Source organism: Pseudomonas sp. McL0111 (genome assembly GCF_052567255.1).
The window spans coordinates 5,215,107-5,234,399 of sequence record NZ_CP199585.1 but is presented as its reverse complement, the minus strand read 5'-3'; the positions used below and the strand labels follow the sequence as shown (position 1 = coordinate 5,234,399).

At 56.5% G+C, this 19,293-nt stretch carries 9 protein-coding genes and 1 pseudogene; 6 read left to right on the top strand and 4 right to left on the bottom strand.

The genetic code is table 11. From position 1 onward, the window contains the following. Positions 1–14 precede the first annotated feature (14 nt). Entirely contained in the window at positions 15–833 is an 819-nt protein-coding gene (locus ACTWLJ_RS23595) for an alpha/beta fold hydrolase (RefSeq protein ID WP_401212386.1), read from the bottom strand. A 197-nt stretch (positions 834–1,030) separates the two neighbouring features. Here ACTWLJ_RS23595 and ACTWLJ_RS23590 point away from each other — a divergent pair, with 197 nt between their 5' ends. The 6 genes and pseudogenes from ACTWLJ_RS23590 (at position 1,031) to ACTWLJ_RS23565 (ending at position 17,660) form a co-directional block, all read left to right on the top strand. Next, complete coding sequence (locus tag ACTWLJ_RS23590; protein WP_401212389.1) at positions 1,031–1,480, top strand: winged helix-turn-helix transcriptional regulator; 450 nt, start codon at positions 1,031–1,033, stop codon at positions 1,478–1,480. 92 nt (positions 1,481–1,572) lie between these two features. Beyond that, positions 1,573–3,279: a ShlB/FhaC/HecB family hemolysin secretion/activation protein gene (locus tag ACTWLJ_RS23585; protein WP_401212392.1), complete on the top strand. Its 1,707-nt coding sequence runs from the start codon at positions 1,573–1,575 to the stop codon at positions 3,277–3,279. 25 nt (positions 3,280–3,304) lie between these two features. Then, positions 3,305–14,500 (top strand): two-partner secretion domain-containing protein, encoded by an 11,196-nt coding sequence (locus ACTWLJ_RS23580; protein WP_445178667.1) that lies wholly within the window; start codon positions 3,305–3,307, stop codon positions 14,498–14,500. After that, complete coding sequence (locus ACTWLJ_RS23575; protein ID WP_445178666.1) at positions 14,501–14,959, top strand: hypothetical protein; 459 nt, start codon at positions 14,501–14,503, stop codon at positions 14,957–14,959. 300 nt (positions 14,960–15,259) lie between these two features. Further along, a pseudogene (locus tag ACTWLJ_RS23570) lies at positions 15,260–17,260 on the top strand (DUF637 domain-containing protein); the annotation flags it as partial. After that, a complete protein-coding gene (locus ACTWLJ_RS23565) occupies positions 17,232–17,660 on the top strand; it encodes a hypothetical protein (RefSeq protein ID WP_445178665.1) in 429 nt (142 codons plus the stop codon). The pseudogene ACTWLJ_RS23570 and the gene ACTWLJ_RS23565, both read left to right, overlap by 29 nt. 391 nt (positions 17,661–18,051) lie before the next feature. Here the strand turns inward: ACTWLJ_RS23565 and ACTWLJ_RS23560 are convergent, their stop codons facing one another. From ACTWLJ_RS23560 to ACTWLJ_RS23550, 3 genes are read right to left on the bottom strand one after another with little or no spacing between them, the layout of a single operon-like run. After that, positions 18,052–18,651, bottom strand: a complete 600-nt coding sequence (locus ACTWLJ_RS23560) for an RNA 2'-phosphotransferase (protein ID WP_445178664.1) — start codon at positions 18,649–18,651, stop codon at positions 18,052–18,054. Positions 18,652–18,705: 54 nt separating this feature from the next. Continuing rightward, on the bottom strand, positions 18,706–18,864 hold the full coding sequence (locus ACTWLJ_RS23555) for a hypothetical protein (protein WP_231656005.1): 159 nt from the start codon (positions 18,862–18,864) through the stop codon (positions 18,706–18,708). Next, positions 18,857–19,141 (bottom strand): helix-turn-helix domain-containing protein, encoded by a 285-nt coding sequence (locus ACTWLJ_RS23550; protein ID WP_445178663.1) that lies wholly within the window; start codon positions 19,139–19,141, stop codon positions 18,857–18,859. The genes ACTWLJ_RS23555 and ACTWLJ_RS23550 overlap by 8 nt, the downstream gene beginning before the upstream one ends. Positions 19,142–19,293 lie beyond the last annotated feature (152 nt).

The window sequence follows — 19,293 nt, the reverse complement described above, 5'->3', positions numbered from 1 at the left end:
GCCAGCGCTGCATCTCAGCGGTTGAGGAAGGCCAGTAAATCCTCATTCAGTGCTTCGGCGTGCGTCACCGCAAAACCGTGGGGCGCACCGGCGTAGACTTTCAGCTCAGCACCCTTGATTTGCGCGGCGGCCAGTTTGCCGGTGGTTTCGAACGGCACGATCTGATCGCCGTCACCGTGGATCACCAACGTCGGCACGTCGATCTTGGTCATGTCCGGGCGGAAGTCGGTTTCCGAGAACGCGGTGACGCAATCCACGGTACCTTTGAGCGAGGCGAGCAGGGCGACGTTCAGGGTCTGGGTCAACACGCCATCGGAGACTTTCTGGCCCTGATTGGTGCCATAGAACGGTGCGGCGAAGTCGGCGATGAATTGCGCGCGATCCTTCAGCAGGCCGGCCTTGATCCCGTCGAACACCGACTTGTCGACGCCTTGGGCGAAGTCCGGTTTCTTGCCGAACAGCGGCGTCACCGCGCCGAGCAATACCAGACCGGCAACGCGTTCACTGCCGTGGCGGGCGATGTAGCGGCTGACGTCGCCGCCGCCCATGGAGAAACCGACCAGCGTCACGTCGCGCAGGTCGAGGTGATTGATCAGCCCAGCGATGTCATCGGCGAAAGTGTCGTAGTCGTAACCGGTCCATGGCTGGTCGGAGCGACCGAAACCACGGCGGTCGAAAGCAATCGTGCGGTAGCCACGGCTGCTCAGGTATTCCATCTGGTATTCCCACATATCGGCGTCCAGTGGCCAGCCGTGACTAAACAGCACCGGTTTGCCGCTGCCCCAATCCTTGTAATAGATCTCGGTGCCGTCTTGCGTGGTGAATGTGCTCATGGAAACTCCTTGCGTAGGGGGTGCGGTCGAGTGCCGAAGTGGCGCGATTGACTATCCGCGTAAATCGGCTCGACAACTTGTACGCAAGTGCTGGGTTGCTGCGTTGTCCTTTACGCAGGTTGCAGTTGTAAGATGCAACCGCGAGGCCTTATAGCTGATAAAGGTCTGGCCAATACTTTTCAACGGAGTAACACGACGTGAAGCGCAAAAGCCTGCAAGGCAATGCCTGCCCGATTGCCCGGACGCTGGATCTGATCGGCGACTGGTGGTCGTTGCTGATCATTCGCGATGCGCTGGATGGCATCCGTCGTTTCAATGATTTCCAGAAAAGCCTGGAGATTGCGAAAAACATGCTCAGCACCCGGCTCAAGGGCTTGGTCGAGCAGGAGATTCTGCAACTGGTGCCAGCATCTGACGGCAGCGCCTACAAAGAGTACGTGCTGACCGAGAAGGGCAAGGCGTTGCAGACCGTAATCGTCGCGCTGTCGCAATGGGGTGGAGAGTTTATGTACGAGCCCGGCGAGCCCGGTTCGGTCATGGTTGATGCGCAAAAACGCCAGCCGATCCGCAAGCTAGAGCTGTTGTCCGCTGATGGCCGCCAGTTGGCGCCGCAAGAAGTCGCTACCCAACTGGGTGTTAAACACTGACAGACGGTTAAACATATGTTTGACGTCAAAATGATGGCCATCTAATATCGCGCCACTATTTTGATGTCATTCTCCGTCTCGAGGGATCGAACATGTACTCACCCGCCCTTGCGGCGAGGTTGTGCCTGGCTTTGCTGTGCCTTTCTCCGCTCCAGTCTGCAGTTGCTGCACCCACCCCCGGTGAAACCGACCTGATCCGTGAACGCCAGAATCGCTTGCTCGAAGAGCAACAGCGGCGTCTCGAAGAGCTCAAGGATCTGCCCGGCAAAGAAGCCAAGCCGGCGCAACCGGTGGCCCCGACCGACACCCGTTGTTTCGAGATCAAGGACATCGAACTCAAGGGCGCCGACAGTCTTTCCGACAGTGATAAAACGCGCCTGCTGAAGCCGTACATCAATCAGTGTCTGGGTGTGCCGCAGCTCAACGAACTGTTGAAAGTCATCACTGACCATTACATCGAAAAAGGTCTGGTCACCAGCCGTGCGTACCTGCCGCAACAGGATTTGTCCGGCGGACATCTGAAAGTGTTGGTGGTCGAGGGCAAGCTTGAAGGCATGAAGGGCGCCGAGAACAGCAAGCTCTCGAAGCGCGAACTGGCGATGGCGTTTCCGGGTACGACCGGTGAGCTGGTCAACCTGCGCGAGATCGAGCAGATGGTCGATCAGCTCAATCGCTTGCCATCCAATCAGGCCAAAATGGAGCTGGCGCCGGGTAAGAACGTCGGCGGCAGCGAGGTGTTGGTCACCAACTCCCCGCAGAAGCCGTGGCGAGCCGGGTTGTCGCGCAGCAACGACGGCCAGCGCAGCACCGGTGAGCAACAGTGGGGCACGACGTTCGATTGGGATAGCCCGTTGGGCCTGGCTGATCAGTTGAACCTGCGCGGCGGTCACGATGCGATGACCGATCACCAGCACACCTCCAACAACGCCATGCTCAATTACAACGTGCCGTGGGGCTGGTGGAATTTCAACTACAGCTACAGCCAGAGCGAGTACCGCTCACAGATCGCTGCCAACGGCTACAACTTCAAGCAGACCGGCGACAGCGAAAACCATCAAGTGCGCGCCGAGCGGGTGATCTACCGTGACTCGGTCAGCAAGACCTCGCTCAGCACCGGTCTGTCGTACCTGCGCACCAACGCGTACATCGAAGACAGCAAACTCAAGCTGAGCAGTAACCGCATCAGCGAAGCGCAGTTCGGTTTCAACCATGGTCGACGCATCGGCAGTGCCTTCGTCAACTTCGACGCCGGCATGCAGCAAGGCATTGGCGCATTCGATGCGCAGGGCAGCCACGATCCGGGCCCTGGCGAACCGGACGCGCGCTATCGTAAATACACCGCAACCCTGAGCTATCTGCAACCGTTCAAAGTGCTGGGCGAGTCCTTCAGCTTCAGCAGCCTGATGACCGGGCAGCACAGCGAAGACGTGCTGTTCAGCTCGCAACGCACCAGCCTCGGCGGGTCGTCATCGATCCGTGGTTACAAGGATCAGTCATTGTCCGGCGACAGCGGCGGCTACTGGCGCAACGACCTGCGCTGGTCGCGTCCGGTCACCCTCGAATGGCTGCAACCGGTATTCGCCGAATACGGCAGCAGCCTCGGTTACGACCAGGGTGTGATCGAGAACGGTCGCTACAACGGCAATCAGCACGGACGCATGTCGAGCAACTCGCTGGAGTTGTTTGCCCGTGGTCAGCACGTCGCCGCCAGCGTGACGTTTGCCCATTCTCTGGAAAGACCGGACGCACTCACCGAGCGTGAAGCACCGATCTATTTCCGTCTGGATTTCTTCCTCTAAAACCTATTTTCCAGAGACCATCGACATGGATGTTCGCCAATTTGCCTTTCTTGCAGATCAGCCGACTGCGGCCGTAAAAAACCGTGAGACCTTTTTGGGCATGCCCAAACGTGGTCTGGCTTTCCTGCTGGCGAACGTCATGTTCTGGCAACCGATGTGGGCGCAGGCCGACGGCATCGTCGTGGCCAACCCGAATACCTCGCTGGATCGAGCCGGCAACGGCGTGCCGATCATCAATATCGCCACGCCCAACGGCAGCGGGCTGTCGCACAACCAGTTCCACGACTACAACGTCACGGCGCAGGGACTGATCCTCAACAACGGCTCGACTCAGAATTCCGTCACGCAGTTGGGCGGGCACATCATCGACAACCCGAACCTGAAGAACAGCGGTTCGGCGCAAGTCATTCTCAACGAAGTCATCAGCGGCAATCCGAGCCAGCTGCGCGGTTATACCGAGGTGGCGGGGCAATCGGCGCGTGTGATCGTGGCCAACCCTTACGGCATTACCTGCAACGGCTGCGGTTTCATCAACGCGCCACGGGTGACGCTGACCACCGGTAAACCGGTGCTCGACAACGGTCGACTGGATCGTTTTCAGGTCGATCAGGGCAGCGTCGCTATCGAAGGCGCAGGCCTTAACGCGACCAACGTTGATCGGTTCGAAATCATCACCCGCAGCGCGAAGATCAATGCGCAGCTCCAGGCACAGAACCTGACGATTGTCGCCGGTCGCAACGACGTCAACGCGCAAACCCTGAATGCCACCGCCCGGGCCGATGACGGTAGCGGCAAACCGCAACTGGCCATCGACTCCTCGGCCCTCGGCGGCATGTACGCCGGGGCGATCAAACTGGTCGGCACCGAGGCGGGCGTCGGGGTGAAACTCGACGGCAAACTGATCGCCAGCGGCGGTGATATCCAGCTCGATGCCAGCGGCCAACTGAGCATGGTTGATACCTCGGCGACTGGCGCGGTGAACGTCAAAGCTGCCAGTCTCGATGCACGCGGGCCGGTGTACGCCGGCACTGCGCTGAACGTGCAGACCCAGGGCAACCTGACCAACCGCCAAACCCTTGCGGCCCGCGACAGCATCAACCTTAGCGCCGGTGGGCAGATTACCAACGCAGGCGCAATCGAGGCCGGCGTCAATGCTGACGGCAGCCGCAACACCACCGGTGACTTGAGTCTCAGTGCACAAAACCTCGACAACACTGGCAAGAGCCTGATCGCGAGCCGCAATCTGACGGTCAATACCGCGCAAACCCTGAATAACCTGGGTGGCACACTCAACGGGCAAACTACCGCGATCACGGCGGGAACCCTGGACAATCGCAACGGCGAAGTGTCCAGCAGCGGCACCACTCGGCTCAACGCCGGTACGGTGAACAACCGCAATGGGCAGATTCTCGGTGATCTGGGCCTGTCTATCGACCTCGGTGGCGCGCTGGATAACCGTGCTGGCTTACTTGGTTCCGGCCAGTCGTTGAATCTCAACGCTGCCAGCCTGGATAACCGCGATGCCGGTGTAGTGGTCAGCGATGGCAACCTGACGGTGCGCGTCAGCGGCGTGCTCGACAATCGCAACAAAGGCCAGGTCACCGGCAAGGCCGGTATCGCTTACACGGGCACACGTCTGGATAACAGCGGCGGCCTGATCAGTGCTGTCGGGCCGGTCAACCTCAAGGCCGACGAAGTGCAAAACGCCGCAGGCCGGATCTCAAGTCAGAACGACCTGACTGCAGCGATCGGTCTGCTGCAACAGCAGGGCGGTGCAATGGCCGCTCTGGGTAACCTGAGCCTGACCGGCAAGACCCTCGATAACCGCAACGGCGGGGTGATCGGCAGCAAAAAAGCACTGAGTCTCACAGTCGATGACATTGATAACCGCACAGGCGAAATCTCCGGCAGCCTGCTGATGAACATCAAGGGCCAGCGTCTGGATAACAGCGACGGTGGCAAAGTTCTTGCCGGTAGCGACCTCGGGCTCACCGTGGGCAAACTGATCAACCAGAGCAAAGGTTTGATCACCGCCAAGGGCGCAACCACCCTCAATGGCAACTCTCTGGACAACAGCGGTGGACGATTCGACAGCCTCAACGGTCTGGTGATCACCCTCGACGATGCCTTGGTCAACGCTCAAGGCAACATCAGCAGTGAAGGAACGCTGACGGTCAATGTCGGGCGACTCGACAACAGCGGCGGCAGCCTCGGCAGTGCCGGCAAGCTGTTGATCACGAGCCGTGGCGCGTTGCTCAATCGGGCAGGATCAATCAGCACCGACCGCACGTTGAGCCTCAACAGCGGCAGCCTGGATAACAGCCACAAAGGCCTGATTTTCAGCAAAGACGTCAGTCAGATTGATACCGGCGACCTGGACAACAGTCTCGGTGGGAAGCTGACCAGCGAGGCGTCTTTGAAGCTCAAGGCCGCTCAAGTCAATAACGCTACCGGGCGGATCGCCAGTCAGCAGGCAATGGACGTGTCGGTCACTGGCCTGGATCAGCAGGGCGGAGAACTGTACAGCAAGTCCGGTCTGACCCTGGATCTGAACAACGGTCAGTTGAACAACCAGAAAGGTTTGATCAACGCCCCCGGCACGCTGTTGCTGAAAAACCTCAATGGTGTAAACAACCAGGGTGGTGAAATTTCCAGTCAGCAAGCGTTCACGCTCGCCGCCCACGACCTCGACAACAGCAACGGTAAACTGATCAGCCAGCAGGGCCTGACGTTGCGCATTGCGCAAGCGCTGAACAACGTCAAAGGCTCCATTTCCAGCACATCGCTGGACAGCCATAGTGACAGCCTCGACAACCACGAAGGTCTGATCAGCAGTCGTGGCGTGTTGCTGTTGACCACGGACAAGACGCTGGACAACCAGCTCGGCAGGCTCATTGCCGACGGTCAACTCACGCTCACAGCGGATGAGCTGGATAACCGTGGTGGCAGTATCGCCGGCATGTCGGATGCGACCGTCAAGGCAAAAAGCCTGAACAACCAGAAAGGCAAGTTGGTCGCCACTGGCGCGCTCGAAGTGAACGCCGATGTAGTCGATAACCGTCAGGCGGGTTTGCTCGGTGCAACCAAGGCCCTGACCTTGACTGTCGATGATCTGGACAATCGCGGCGGCGAAATCAGCACCAATAGCGATCTGCAAATCACCGGTAAAAAACTAGATAACAGCGATGCCGGTAAAGTCTTCAGCGGCAACGCGCTGACCCTGACGGTCGATGATCTGCTCAACCGCAAAAAAGGCCTGATCAGTGCGCAAACGTTACTGACTGTGCAGGGGCATTCGCTGGACAACAGCGCTGGCGAATTGCTCAGCCAGCAAAACATGCGCCTGACCCTCAGCGGTGCATTCGATAACACCCGGGGCAAAGTCAGCAGCGAAGACGCGTTGACCGTAAAGACCGGGCAACTGACCAACACGCTGGGCAGTCTTTCCAGTGCTGCGGATCTGAAGCTCGAAAGCGATGGCAAGGTCGACAATCAGGGCGGCCGCATTGTCACTGATGGTGCGTTGGTCCTCGCCAGCGCCAGCCTCGACAATCGGCAAAAAGGCACGCTCAGTGGTAAAGGCGCGGTCACCGTGACCACCGGCGCCTACGACAACAGCACCGGTACGCTCAGCAGTGCCGACACCCTGAGTCTGGTCGCAGGACAAGTCACCAATAACGATGAAGGCAGTATCGGCAGTCAGCAAGCGCTGACCGCATCGGTCACCGGGCTTGATCAACAGGGCGGCAAGCTGTTCAGCAATACTCGCCTGAGCCTGGACCTGAATAACGGCCAGTTGAACAACCAGAAGGGTTTGATCAACGGCCCGGGCACATTGCTGCTCAAACAACTCAATGGCGTCAACAACCAGGGCGGCACGATCTCCAGCGGTGAAGCGTTCACCCTCACCGCGCGGAGTCTGGACAACAGCGACGGCAAGCTCTTGAGCAATCAAGGCCTGACCTTGCGCATCGCCGGGGCGCTGGACAACGTCAAGGGGCTGATCGGTGCAGCATCGATTGATGCGCGTGCTGCCAGCCTGAACAACAGCGGCGGCAAGCTGGTCAGCCGAGGCGATCTTGATCTGACCGTGGATGGCTTGTTGCGCAACGATGGCAAAGGCCTGATCAGCGCGGCGCAAACGCTGCACATCGGCAGTGCTGAACTGAACAACCGCGACAGTGGATTGATCAACAGCAAAGGCAACCTGACGCTGAGCGCAACCGGTGTGGATTCCAGCAGTGATGGCGAAATTTCCGCCAGCGGCGATATCGACCTTACGCTGACCTCGTTGACCCAGAACGGCGGACGGCTGTTGGGTGACAAATCCGTCACCGTGGATTTCGCCAATGGCGATCTCGACAACCAGAACGGTTTGCTCACCGCTAAAGGCCCGTTGATCCTCAAGCGCTTGCGAGACCTCAAAAACCAGAACGGCGAACTCTCCAGCAACCTCGGTTTTGACCTCATCACCCGGGCGCTGAACAACTCGGCCGGTAAAATCATCAGCGGCGAGAAGTTGCTGCTCACCGGCACATCTCTGACCAACCAGAAAGGTCTGATCTCAGGCTGGCAAGGACTGACGGTCAACGCTGACAGTCTGGACAACCGCGATAACGGCACGCTGTCCAGCAAGTTCGCCGATGTGTCGGTCGATCTCAAAGGTGCTTTGCTCAACAGCGGTGCCGGCGCGGTAGTTGCGCAGAACAGTCTGAGCATCAAAGCCGGCAGTCTGGACAACAGCAACAAAGGCAATCTCAGCAGTGGGGCGGGGCAGACCCTGACCCTGAGCGGAGCACTCAACAACAATCAGGGTGGCCTGATTGCCAGTGGCGCGGCGCTGGATATCGTCAGCACGGCCTTCACCAATGCCGGCGGCGCCATCAATGCGCAGCAGGCCATTAGCGCCACGGCTTCGCGACTGGACAACAGTGGCGGGCAGATCGCCGCCAACGGCGCTATCACCCTCAATCTGAGCGGCGACCTGAACAACAACGCCGGCAAACTGGCCGGTGCCGGTCCGATGCTGATCAAGGGCGTAACCGATTTCACCAATCAGAATGGTCAACTTGCCAGCCAGAACACTTTGGGTCTGCGTACCGGCTCGCTGAACAACAGCAACAAGGGCACCATCGCCGCCAAGGATGATTTGCAGATCACCGCCAGCGGTGAGGTGCGTAACAGCGCCGACGGTTTGATCTACAGCCAGAATGCGGGTCTGCAACTGACTGCCGCCAGCCTGATCAACGCCAAGGGCTCGATCCAGAGTGAAAAGGCGCTGACGCTCGAGGTCAGCGGTGACCTCGATAACCAGAGCGGCAAAATCATCGCGCAAAACGGTGATGTGACGATCAAAGCGGCCAATATCGATAACCGTGGCGGGACGCTTTCCAGCATCAAAGGTGCGTTGGAGGCACGCACGGTCGGCGTTCTGCGTAACGGTTTTGACCTGAACAACAATCGTCAGGGCGGCATCATTCAGGCGCAAGCGTTGACGCTCTCGGCGTTGGCTGGCCTGAGCAACAACGGTGGGCGCATCTCTGCGCAAGGTGCTGATGCGAGCATCACTACCGCCGCGCTGGATAACCGCAACGGCGTGCTGTACGCAAAAGGGCTGCTGGGTGTCAGCGGTTCCAGTCTGGACAACAGCGCTGGCCAGATCGCCGCCAACCGTATCGACTTCGGTCTCAGCGGCGCGCTGAGCAATGGCGCGGGTGTCATCGAAAGCGATACCCAACTCACCGTCAAAGCGGCCAGCGTCGATAACCAGAACGGTCGCCTGCGCTCGCTGGGCAACATCGGCAAGACCCTGTTCCAGATCGGCGGTTTGCTTGACAACCGCAACGGCGTGCTGGAAACCGCCAACACTGACATGACCCTGGCCGTCGGCAGTTTCCTCAATGGCGGCGGGCAGCTTAACCACGTCGGGCGCGGCAAGTTCGACATCTCTACCGCCAATGTATTGGGCGCGGGCGGCAGCATCACCACTGGTGGGTTGCTGGAACTCAATGCTGATACCTGGAGCAACTCCAGTGTCATTCAGGCCGGTCGCCTGAACGTCAACGTTGGCCAATTCACTCAGACCGCCAGCGGCAAACTGCTGGCTTCCGAACATCTGCAAGCGCGCGGTGGAAACTGGATCAACGACGGATTGATCGCGAGCGATGGCACCATCGATATGCAGTTGAGCGGTGCCTATAGCGGCAACGGACGACTGTCGAGCCAGCGCGGGACTTACCTGACCGCCGCACAGATGAACATTGGTGCGGCCGGGAGTTTTGCAGCGGGGGCAACATCGACCATCGGTATCGGCGGACAACTCGTCAACGCCGGGCGCATGACTTCCAGTGAGGACCTGACGATCAACGCTGGCAGTGTCGTCAACTACGGCACTTTGGGGGCGGCACAGAACCTGAACATCAGCACGCCTTCATTGCTCAATGATCGCGGGCTGATTTTCAGCGGCAATAACATGACGCTCAGCGTCGGCACGCTGACCAACCATTACGGTGATCTTTACGGTCTGGGCGATGTGGTAATCGGTGGCTATGGCGGCGCGGCCCGGGCGGCGGGGGTGTACAACATTTCCGGCTCAATGGAGAGCGGGCGCGGGTTCACGCTGAGTGCCGATGTGTTCGAGAACCGTACGGAAGGGCCGACGGCATCGGTTGAACGCAAGTTGATCTCAGGACTGATCGCGGCCACCTGTGGGGATTGCGTCGGCGGCACCTTCAACAACTTCCTCGCCACTCGCGAGACTTACCAGTTCTTCGACACGGATAGCAGCCCCTCTGCGATGTTCAACGTCGGCAAGGATTTCACTTTCCAGGGCGGCACCTTCCTCAACAGTAAAAGCACGGTAGCGGCGGGCGGCAACATCAACATCATCGCCGACAGCCTGAAAAACATTGGCGCCAAGAGCGGGACCGTCGAAGTGACGCGCCAGTACAACTTCGAGATGGGCACCGGCACCACGGCGCGGTTCATGGCCAACGTGATCATGCCGTACAACCAGCGTAACAACCCTGATTTCCCCTTTGTGTATTACGTCATCGCGCCGGAAGGCCTGATCCGTAAAGCAATCGCCAAAACGGTCGGCGACGGTATCGTCATCGTCGACGCCGAGACAGGCGAAAACGTCGGAAGCCGCAAATATGGCCGGGCCATGTCCGGTTACAGCGCTGGTTTCGAGACTTCCACACCATCGTTGTATGACCCGAATAATCTGCTGGCAATACCGAGTGAACTGGCGCCTTACGAAAAGGGTATTGCTGTCGAAAAGCCGGTTAACAGCACGGGTACTGCCGATACCACGAACTCTCGCAACGCTGTGATTCAGGCCGGCGGCAACGTTTCGATTACCGCCACCCGGGAAGTTGAAAACAGCGTTATCCATCAGGACTACAGCTCAACCGGTGGCACCAACAAAGTTTCTGATACCGCAGTCGGAAACAGCGGCACTGTCGTTGTGCGCATCAACAGCCAACTGCCGCCGGACCTTGCGCAACAGCAGGTCAATCCGCTGAGCCTGCCAGGCTTCTCTTTGCCGACGGGCGAGAACGGTCTGTTCCGGCTGAGCGGGCAGGGCACCAGTAACGCTGCATCTGGCAACACCGGGCCAGCACCGACGTGGACGGTCGGCGCTGAGTCGGTGGATACCCCGAACCACACGGTCGCCATCACCAGCGGCGGCCCACGCAATTTGTTTATCGATGCCCCTACTGAGGTGTCCGACAGCACGCGCGCGGTGGACACGTTCCACCGTACTCCAGCGTCGGTTCAGGCAGTTGCCAGTACGGTCGATGTCAATGTTCCGGAAAACTCCTCTGGCACCGGCATTCCCACTCGTGGCAATGACATGAAAGAGTCGAACGGCATTCCTCCGGTCACTCGTGTCACCGGCCTGCCAGACACTACGGCTCCGTCCAACCCACATAAATACTTGATCGAAACCAACCCGGTACTCACCGACCTCAAATCGTTCATGAGTTCGGACTACCTGCTGGCCAAACTCGGTTACGACCCTGACCAAAGTGCCAAACGTCTGGGCGACGGTCTCTACGAACAACGCTTGATTCAACAAGCCGTCACCGCGCGCACCGGCCAGGCCTTCCTCGACGGCCAGACCTCCAACGAGGGCATGTTCAAGTACCTGATGAACAACGCCATCGCCAGCAAAGACGCGCTCAATCTTTCCGTGGGTGTTGGCCTCTCGGCGCAGCAAGTGGCCGCGCTGACTCACGACATCGTCTGGCTCGAAGAGCACGAAGTGAATGGCGAGAAAGTGCTGGTGCCAGTGGTGTATCTGGCTCAGGCCAACGGCCGCCTCGGCCCGACCGGTGCGCTGATTGCCGGTAACGACGTGACGCTGATCGCCGGGGAAAATCTCGATAACGTCGGCACGTTGAAAGCGACCAATAACCTGTCGGCCACGGCGGGCAAGGATCTGGTCAACAGCGGTTCGATCGAGGCGGGCAATCGTCTGGATCTGTTGGCAACCAACAACATCGTCAACAAGGCCGGCGGCATCATTGCCGGCAAAGACGTCAGCCTGACCGCCCGCACTGGCGATGTGATCAACGAGCGGACCATCACCTCGATGGACGACCAATATGGCACGGTCACCCAGCATCACGATTTTGCCGATAACGCCGCGCGGATTGAAGCCGCCAACGACCTCACCGTCAAAGCGGCCAAGGATATCAACATCGTCGGCGGCGTTCTGAAAAGCGGCCAGGACATGACCCTGAACGCTGGCCGCGACCTCAACGTGGCGGCAGTGCAGGTCAACAACAGCGCCTCCTTGGGCTGGCGAGGAACCGTCAGCAGCGTTACGCAACTGGGCGCCGACATCGATGCCGGACGTGACTTCAAGGCTGACGCCAAGCGTGACATCAACGTCATAGCCAGTCAGATCGATGCCAAGCGCGATGTCGCGATGACAGCGACCGAGAATATGTTGATCACTTCGGCGGCGGATGAGGAGCACTCGCAGGCGAAGAACAAGCACATGACACGTCAGGAGGATCATGTCACTCAGGTCATGTCGGGTATTACGGCGGGTGGGGACGTCAGGCTGGATTCGGGTAAAGACCTGAGTGTGATTTCCAGTCGCGTCACGGCGGGTGATGAGGCGTATCTGGTGGCCGGTGATAACTTGCAGATCCTGGCCCTGCAGGACACGGACTATTCGCTCTACGACATGAAGAAAAAGGGCAGTTGGGGGAGTAAGAAAACCCAACGCGATGAAGTGACCGATGTAAAAAACATCGGCAGCCAGATCAAGTCAGGGGGCAACCTGACATTGGTCAGCGGCGGCGACCAACGCTACCAGGGCGCTCGACTTGAAAGCGGCAAGGACATCACGCTCGACAGCGGTGGCAGCATCACCTTCGAAGCGGTGAAGGACTTACATGATGAGAGCCATATTAAAAGCAGCAGCAATGCTGCTTGGTTCTCAGCTGAAGGTAAGGGCAGCACCGACGAAACGCTTCGTCAAACTCAGATGGTGGCTGGCGGCAGCATTGCGATCAAAGCGGTTGAAGGGCTGCACATTGATCTGAATCAGATCAATCAGGACACCGTGAGTCAGTCCATCGATGCGATGGTCAAGGCCGATCCGCAGTTGGCCTGGTTGAAAGAGGCCGAAGCTCGCGGCGACATCGATTGGCGGATGGTCAAGGAAATCCACGAATCGTTCGATTACGACAATTCGGGGCTTGGGCCAGCGGCACAGCTGATCATTGCTATTGTCGCCAGCATGTTCTTAGGGCCTCTGATGGGGGCAATGGCCAGTAATTTCGCAGTCGGTACGATCAACGGTGGTGGTGATCTGGGAGCAGGCTTTAAGGCCGCCACAAGTAGCGACGCGCTCAAGGGGTATGCCACTCAATGGGCGACCGCTTATGCGTTGGGTTATATGGACAGCGCCGTTGGTGGTTGGAAAGTAGACGGTGGGCAGATTCTCAATGGCAATGGGGTTAATAATCCAGGCTACTCATCGAGCCTCCTGAACTGGGACACCGCAGTGCAAAATGTACTGCGTAGCGGCTCGCATGTGCTGGTAGCAGGCGGGATTAACACCGCCATCAACGGCGGCAGCCTGAAGGATAACTTGGGCAAGGCCTTCGTCTCTGAAGGGCTCGACTTCCTAGCCGCCTTCGGCAACAAACAAGTGGGCGATCTCGCAGACTACTTGAACGTAGATCCAGGTACAGCAGGCAAGATTTTGATGCATGCGGTGCTGGGTGGTACGCTGTCCGCAGCACAAGGAGGAGACTTTAAGACGGGGGCCCTGGCGGGTGCTGCGGCTGAAGGCCTGACGCAGCTCACATCGGACGCCTTGGGACGCTATCTGGATGATCGATTTGCTACCGATGATCAATTTAAGATCGGTACTGCGCAGATTATCGGTGTTTTGGCAGGCGCGTTGGGTGGTAGCGGGGATGCGGCGACTGCAAGTTGGGTAGCGGGCAATGCCGAGCGCTATAACCAGCAAGTGCATAGAGAGGCCGCCGCCCGTTTGGAGAAAGGTTTCGCCACCCTGCACTACCAAGGACAGTTTCTGGATCTGCAACCACAGGATGTATTGGCTGACCTACAGAAAATCGTAGATGGTGAGAAAGACCCTTTAAAGCTAAATCCAAGGACCGTTGAGTTTCTCAATCAATTCTCTCCGGCGGAGCTGCGGGACATTTTCTTTGAGCCGACCCTGACGGAGCAAATCGTTGGGTTGGGAATCGATCTTTTTTTCCCGACACCAACGGGTAAGACTAAAGCAGCGGCTACAATAGCCGGGCCCGTAGGCCGAGAGATTCTGGAGTCTTTGGAGAAGAAATTCGGCGCAGCTTTGGCCGAGGGGGCTGCAAAAGGCGTTAGTGACGCTGCGTCTATTGGCGGAAAGACTTGTGTTTATAGCTGTGTTGTTGATGGCATGACTCGTTACGTGGGAATAACTGACGACATCGTTAAGCGCGGTCAGGCTCACCTAAGAGAAAAAGGTATAGTAATTGAAGGTCTGCCGGGGTTGGAGAACCTTTCACGTGCTGATGCTCGTGCAGTGGAGCAAACACTGATTGATTACCACGGCCTTGGCAAGGATGGCGGGGATTTAATCAACAAGATCAACTCAATATCGACGATTAAAAACCCAACCAAGTATGAGCAAGGTTTGATTCGCGGCGCTGAGCTGCTGAACAAAGCGGGATACGAAGGATTTTAAATGGCTAAGAAGGTAAAGCTCGGCGACATTTTGCAGGTGTTGACCTCGCAGGGTGTCGCGTATGCGCAAGTCACTCATAAAAATCCGGAGTACGGATTTCTAATTCGTGTTTTCCCTGGGTTTTATAATCAGCAACCAGTAGATTTTTCGACGGTGGTTAATAGCGAACCGCAGTTTTCTGCATTTTTTGTTATTCAAAGTGCGGTGAATCAAGGCCTGCTGACCGTTGTGGGAAATGTTCCTGTTCCCGAAAGGTTGCAAGTGTTTCCTACGTTCCGCTCAAGGGCAGGAGGACCGGGAGGCTCTCTCTGGTTGTGGAATGGAAACGAGTTATCTCGACTGGAGAGAGCGCTAAATTCAGAGGAGCAGAAATACCCAACAAGGGGAATTATCAGTGCGCCATTGCTTGTTGAGCGCATTGAAAAAAATTACAAATCTCAGACCCATGAGGTCTGGTGAGTTATAGAAGTTTCGGCTTGATCTTGTTTTGCTGACATCGACCTCGCGCCGATGTTGTGTTATCGGTCAAGCTTTTGATTCCTTTCGGCTCGCCGCCGGTACGCTCTTTAAAAATGTCGTGCTCTACAGTTTTCCGTTCTCGCCAAACTCCCTCGAAAATTAGCCATAGGGTTGATTTAGAGCGTGCTGTCACGGACTGGAAACCCGCGTCTGGGGGGGGGGTAGACCGGCGTGCAGACCACGCCCCTTCTGAGCGTTGCGCACCTCTACAACAAAATTCGCCTCGGGCGATCCCCTTGAAGGAAAAGTGGTTTCGGCAACCTGAAACTGCAACACGACGAAGTCACCCAGACCACCCACGCAGGGAGCGAAATCAAGACCGGTGGCAACCTCTCGCTCGTCAGCAAGGGCGACCAACGCTATCAAGTGGCCAAGCTCGACAGCGGCAAGGACATCACGCTGGACAGCGGCGGTTCCATCACCTTTGAAGGGGTGAAGGATCTGCATGACGAGAGCCACACCAAAACCAATAACAACGCAGGTTGGGTGTCCTCAAAAGGTCGCGGCAATACCGACGAAACCTTGCGCCAGACCCAGATGATCGCCAAGGGCAACATCGTGCTCAAGGCCGTCGATGGCCTGAAAGTCGACATTAAACACATCAATCAGCAAAGCGTTAGTCAGACCATTGATGCAATGGTAAAGGCTGATCCCCAACTGGCGTGGTTGAAACAGGCTGAGGTGCGCGGGGATATCGATTGGCGACAGGTCAAGGAAATCCACGAGTCATTCAAATATGAGAACTCGGGACTTGGGCCTGCTTCGCAATTGATCATTGCGATTGCATTGGCAGCCGTGATGGGGCCTGCGATGGCAGGGATAAGCACTATGTTGCAGTCAGTGGCCGTGAATGTCGCTACCACCGCCACAGTGAGCACCATTAATAATCGCGGCAATTTGGGAAGAGTTCTAAAAGACGTTACCTCGAAAGAGGCAATTAAAAGTTATGCCGTGTCCGCCGCGTCCGCCGGCGTCGCTCAGGGGCTTAATTACAATCCCGGTTCGATGGGATTCAATGCCGAGAGCTACAAGCTCATCGCGATGAAGGTCGGTGCTGATGCGTTGATCAAAACGGCTGTCTATGGTGGTAGTTTCAAAGACAATCTCGCCAGTTCGGCAGCGGGTACGGCAGCAAGCATCGGCGGGGCGATAGGTGCGGGGAAGATTGGAGACCTTGATCTCGCAGATATCAGCCTGACCAAGATCGCACTGCATGCTGGGTTGGGAGGCTTGCTGGCGGAAGCGATGGGGGGCGACTTCCGTACCGGCGCCATTGCGGGCGGAGCCAACGAAGTATTAGTCGGGTTGCTGGGGGAAAAGCTATTACCTTCGAACTATGTGATGGGCTCTCCTGAATACATTCAGGCTCAAGCCAATATCCTCGCTCTTTCACAGATTGTGGGCGTGCTTGGAGCCACGTTATCTGGGGGCGATGTAGGCACAGCCGCGGCCGTCGCGGCGAACGCAACGCAGTACAATTTTCTCGGAGATCATGCCAAAGCAAAACGCGATCAAGCGCGGGAAAGATTCAACGAGACTCATGGAATCGAACCCGCCAGGCAATTGGTAGAGTTAGAAGGCTCGGATCATCGTAGTGACAATTTGTTAGATAAATATCGAACGGACTACGGCTCGATGACGTATGCGGAGCGCGCTGAGCTGAATGCTTATCTGCAAGTGTACAGCGCAGATATGTTGAGCCAACCGGGTGCTACCAAGGAGTCGGTCGAGGGCGTCGTTCTCAAACTGCTTAAAGAGGGACCAACTACCTCAGGTGTCTATCTGTATGCAGGTACTACGGAAGCAAAAAATGCTTCCGCAGACGCCATGCGGGCTCAATTGGATGGCTGGTTTGATCAACTCGGTTGGACCAGGCCGAAAACTGAAAACGAGCTGGTTTATAAAAATGCGCAGGGTTATCTGCGGATCAATAACGAACAGCAGGGTTTGTCGAATCTGGGAGGTCCGGCAATTTATGGTCTGACCGGTCCCTTGGGTACGAGCATCCGTATGGCGGCTGCGGCCAATGGTGTGCTGCAGATAGGTGCAGGTGGAAAGCAGGCGCTTAACGGAGACCTTTGGAACGCCGCTGGAAATATCGTTACCGGGGCGCTTGCGGTGGCTGGGGCGGGGCTTCCTGGAGTTCGTTTGTCAGGTTCATCTGCGATTGATGAAGTTTCGGTGGTGAATCCCAAGCCGGGTAGTACACTTGGTGCAAAAGGCGCAGGTACCCATTGCTAATGCAGAGAGAGGGACGTTAACAGAAGCAAATTTTGCTCAAAATAAAATCAAGTCTGATCGATCCTTTAGTGAGGATGGGCAAAAGGTATACTCAGAGCTCGTTGGCACACCGATCAAGACAGTTGATGACTTAGCCGGCGCTTTGAGGGCTGGGACAATTAAGCCGAATCAGCTTCCCGTTGATTATGTAGATATGAATGGGACTCGCCTTATTTTGAATGCGCGAACTTCTACCGCGCTTGAGCAGGCAGCTATCCCTCGAAGTGAGTGGTTCGGGCGAAATCAGACAGGTGTTGAGGCTTATCCAGGTAAGACATTCAATGATTTGGCAGCAGATCAGTTAAAAAATAACAAATTGCCGCCGACAGGTGCAGAGCAATTAAAATCGGTGCGTCCATGAAAATAGGTCAGCCAAAATTAATACTAGATCCATATGAGTGGCTGCCAGGATATGGTGAGTCAAGAGTATCATTCCACTCCGTTGGCTCGGATGTGATACTTGATATTGAGTATGAGAAGGAGGTTGTAGTTGATAGCGAAGAGGTTGTACTGGCTTTAAGGCGGGAGGTTGCGTTCAAGTCTGTGCGATGCTTTATTCGGGAGCCATTCCCTGGAGGTGCTATTTTTGAGTTTGATGGTGATCCAAGTGAGTTTCGGTTGGGTAAGTTGACCGAGTTTATAGACTCCGAATTGGTAAGGGGTAACTTGAAAGCATGGCGTTCCGTGTCGAGTCACGAACCGCCGAAGTTGAGGCATTTCAGCATTCAGTTTTTGTCAGAGAATCTTACTTTTCATGTGCTGGCTGTAGATGTATTTTTATCCAATGAGCTGTCGGGCAGTTGATTTTGTTTTGAAATAAAATTAACGGGAACCGCTTCAGTTAACCAAACACTATTTTCAGCCTGAAAAAATTTAAATCCCTGTTGGTGCATCCGCAGGGATTCAATCTTCAGAACCACTGGTTTACCGTAGCGCTGTCCGACAGCGATAGCCGTCAGAGTCTCCTGCGATAGATGCACATGGTGGCGTGAACCTGCAATCAATCCTTGCTGAAGAATAGATTCAAGAAAGCGTGTTGCAGTGCCATGGTAGAGGAATTCTGGCGGTTCTTTCTCTATGTGTTGGAGGTTTACGTCTGGTGCTGAATGTCCCTGTGCGGCTCGAATACGCTGGCCATCGTCGGAGAGGGTAAAGCGTTTCTTGTCACTGCTATTTACTACTGTCTGAATTATTGCCTGGTCAAGTACGCGGCCTTCTTTCGCTGCGCCGGTAATCAAAGAGTTGATGTCTGCCCAGCCTTCTGCGTCGAGTTGCAATCCGATAGTGTGAGGCTCATGGCGCAAGATATAACTTAGGAACTTGCTTGTTTCGTTCAGTTGCTTGTTATTCATGATTGTCCTGCATGCATTTTTTGATTTTTCAGGATTTAGTCGCAGTCTTTTTACTTACTGCAAAATCTCCCTTCCTTCGCTGCTAGCTTTAGTCGTGGCCTGAGCGATTAGGGCATCGAGCATCTGCGCAACGAATTTCTGTTGGCTCTTAGGTAGCTGGTCGATGGCTTCCAGTTGCTGTTGCCATTTCGGAGCGGGGCCACGTTTACGCACAGCAGGTTTCCTGCTGCTGACCAAACAGCTCTTCAAGTGTGGTCGAAAGCAGCCGGGCCAGCTCTGGCAGCGCCGCTACCTGGATACGCCGCTTGCCGGACTCATAGGCTTGGATGGTCTGCTGGGACACGCCCAGCCGTTCAGCCAGTTGGGTTTGGCTGATGCCGTGTTCTTTGCGCAAGCGGGCAATGCGCTCGCCCAGGGCGATGAAAAATTCACGTTCTTCGGTGGTGATGCTCATGGCTGTCGTCGACGCGATCTGTAATAGGACGGCCATTAACGTACTCCAGGTTTTACCACTTCAATGGCGGATCCGTCAACGCCGGCAAGCCTTTTCGGGGCACTATTGGTGAGGGCTATTCAGATATATGGCTGGCCTTGCAGTCAAAAGATATTTTTGAAAAGTTTTATGACTCCGAAGATCTTCAG

Coding starts and splice junctions, on each gene's coding strand:
- ACTWLJ_RS23580 (WP_445178667.1), top strand. CDS start 3,305: ATGGATGTTCGCCAATTTGCCTTTCTTGCAGATCAGCCGACTGCGGCC.
- ACTWLJ_RS23585 (WP_401212392.1), top strand. CDS start 1,573: ATGTACTCACCCGCCCTTGCGGCGAGGTTGTGCCTGGCTTTGCTGTGC.
- ACTWLJ_RS23550 (WP_445178663.1), bottom strand. CDS start 19,141: ATGGCCGTCCTATTACAGATCGCGTCGACGACAGCCATGAGCATCACC.
- ACTWLJ_RS23595 (WP_401212386.1), bottom strand. CDS start 833: ATGAGCACATTCACCACGCAAGACGGCACCGAGATCTATTACAAGGAT.
- ACTWLJ_RS23560 (WP_445178664.1), bottom strand. CDS start 18,651: ATGAATAACAAGCAACTGAACGAAACAAGCAAGTTCCTAAGTTATATC.
- ACTWLJ_RS23575 (WP_445178666.1), top strand. CDS start 14,501: ATGGCTAAGAAGGTAAAGCTCGGCGACATTTTGCAGGTGTTGACCTCG.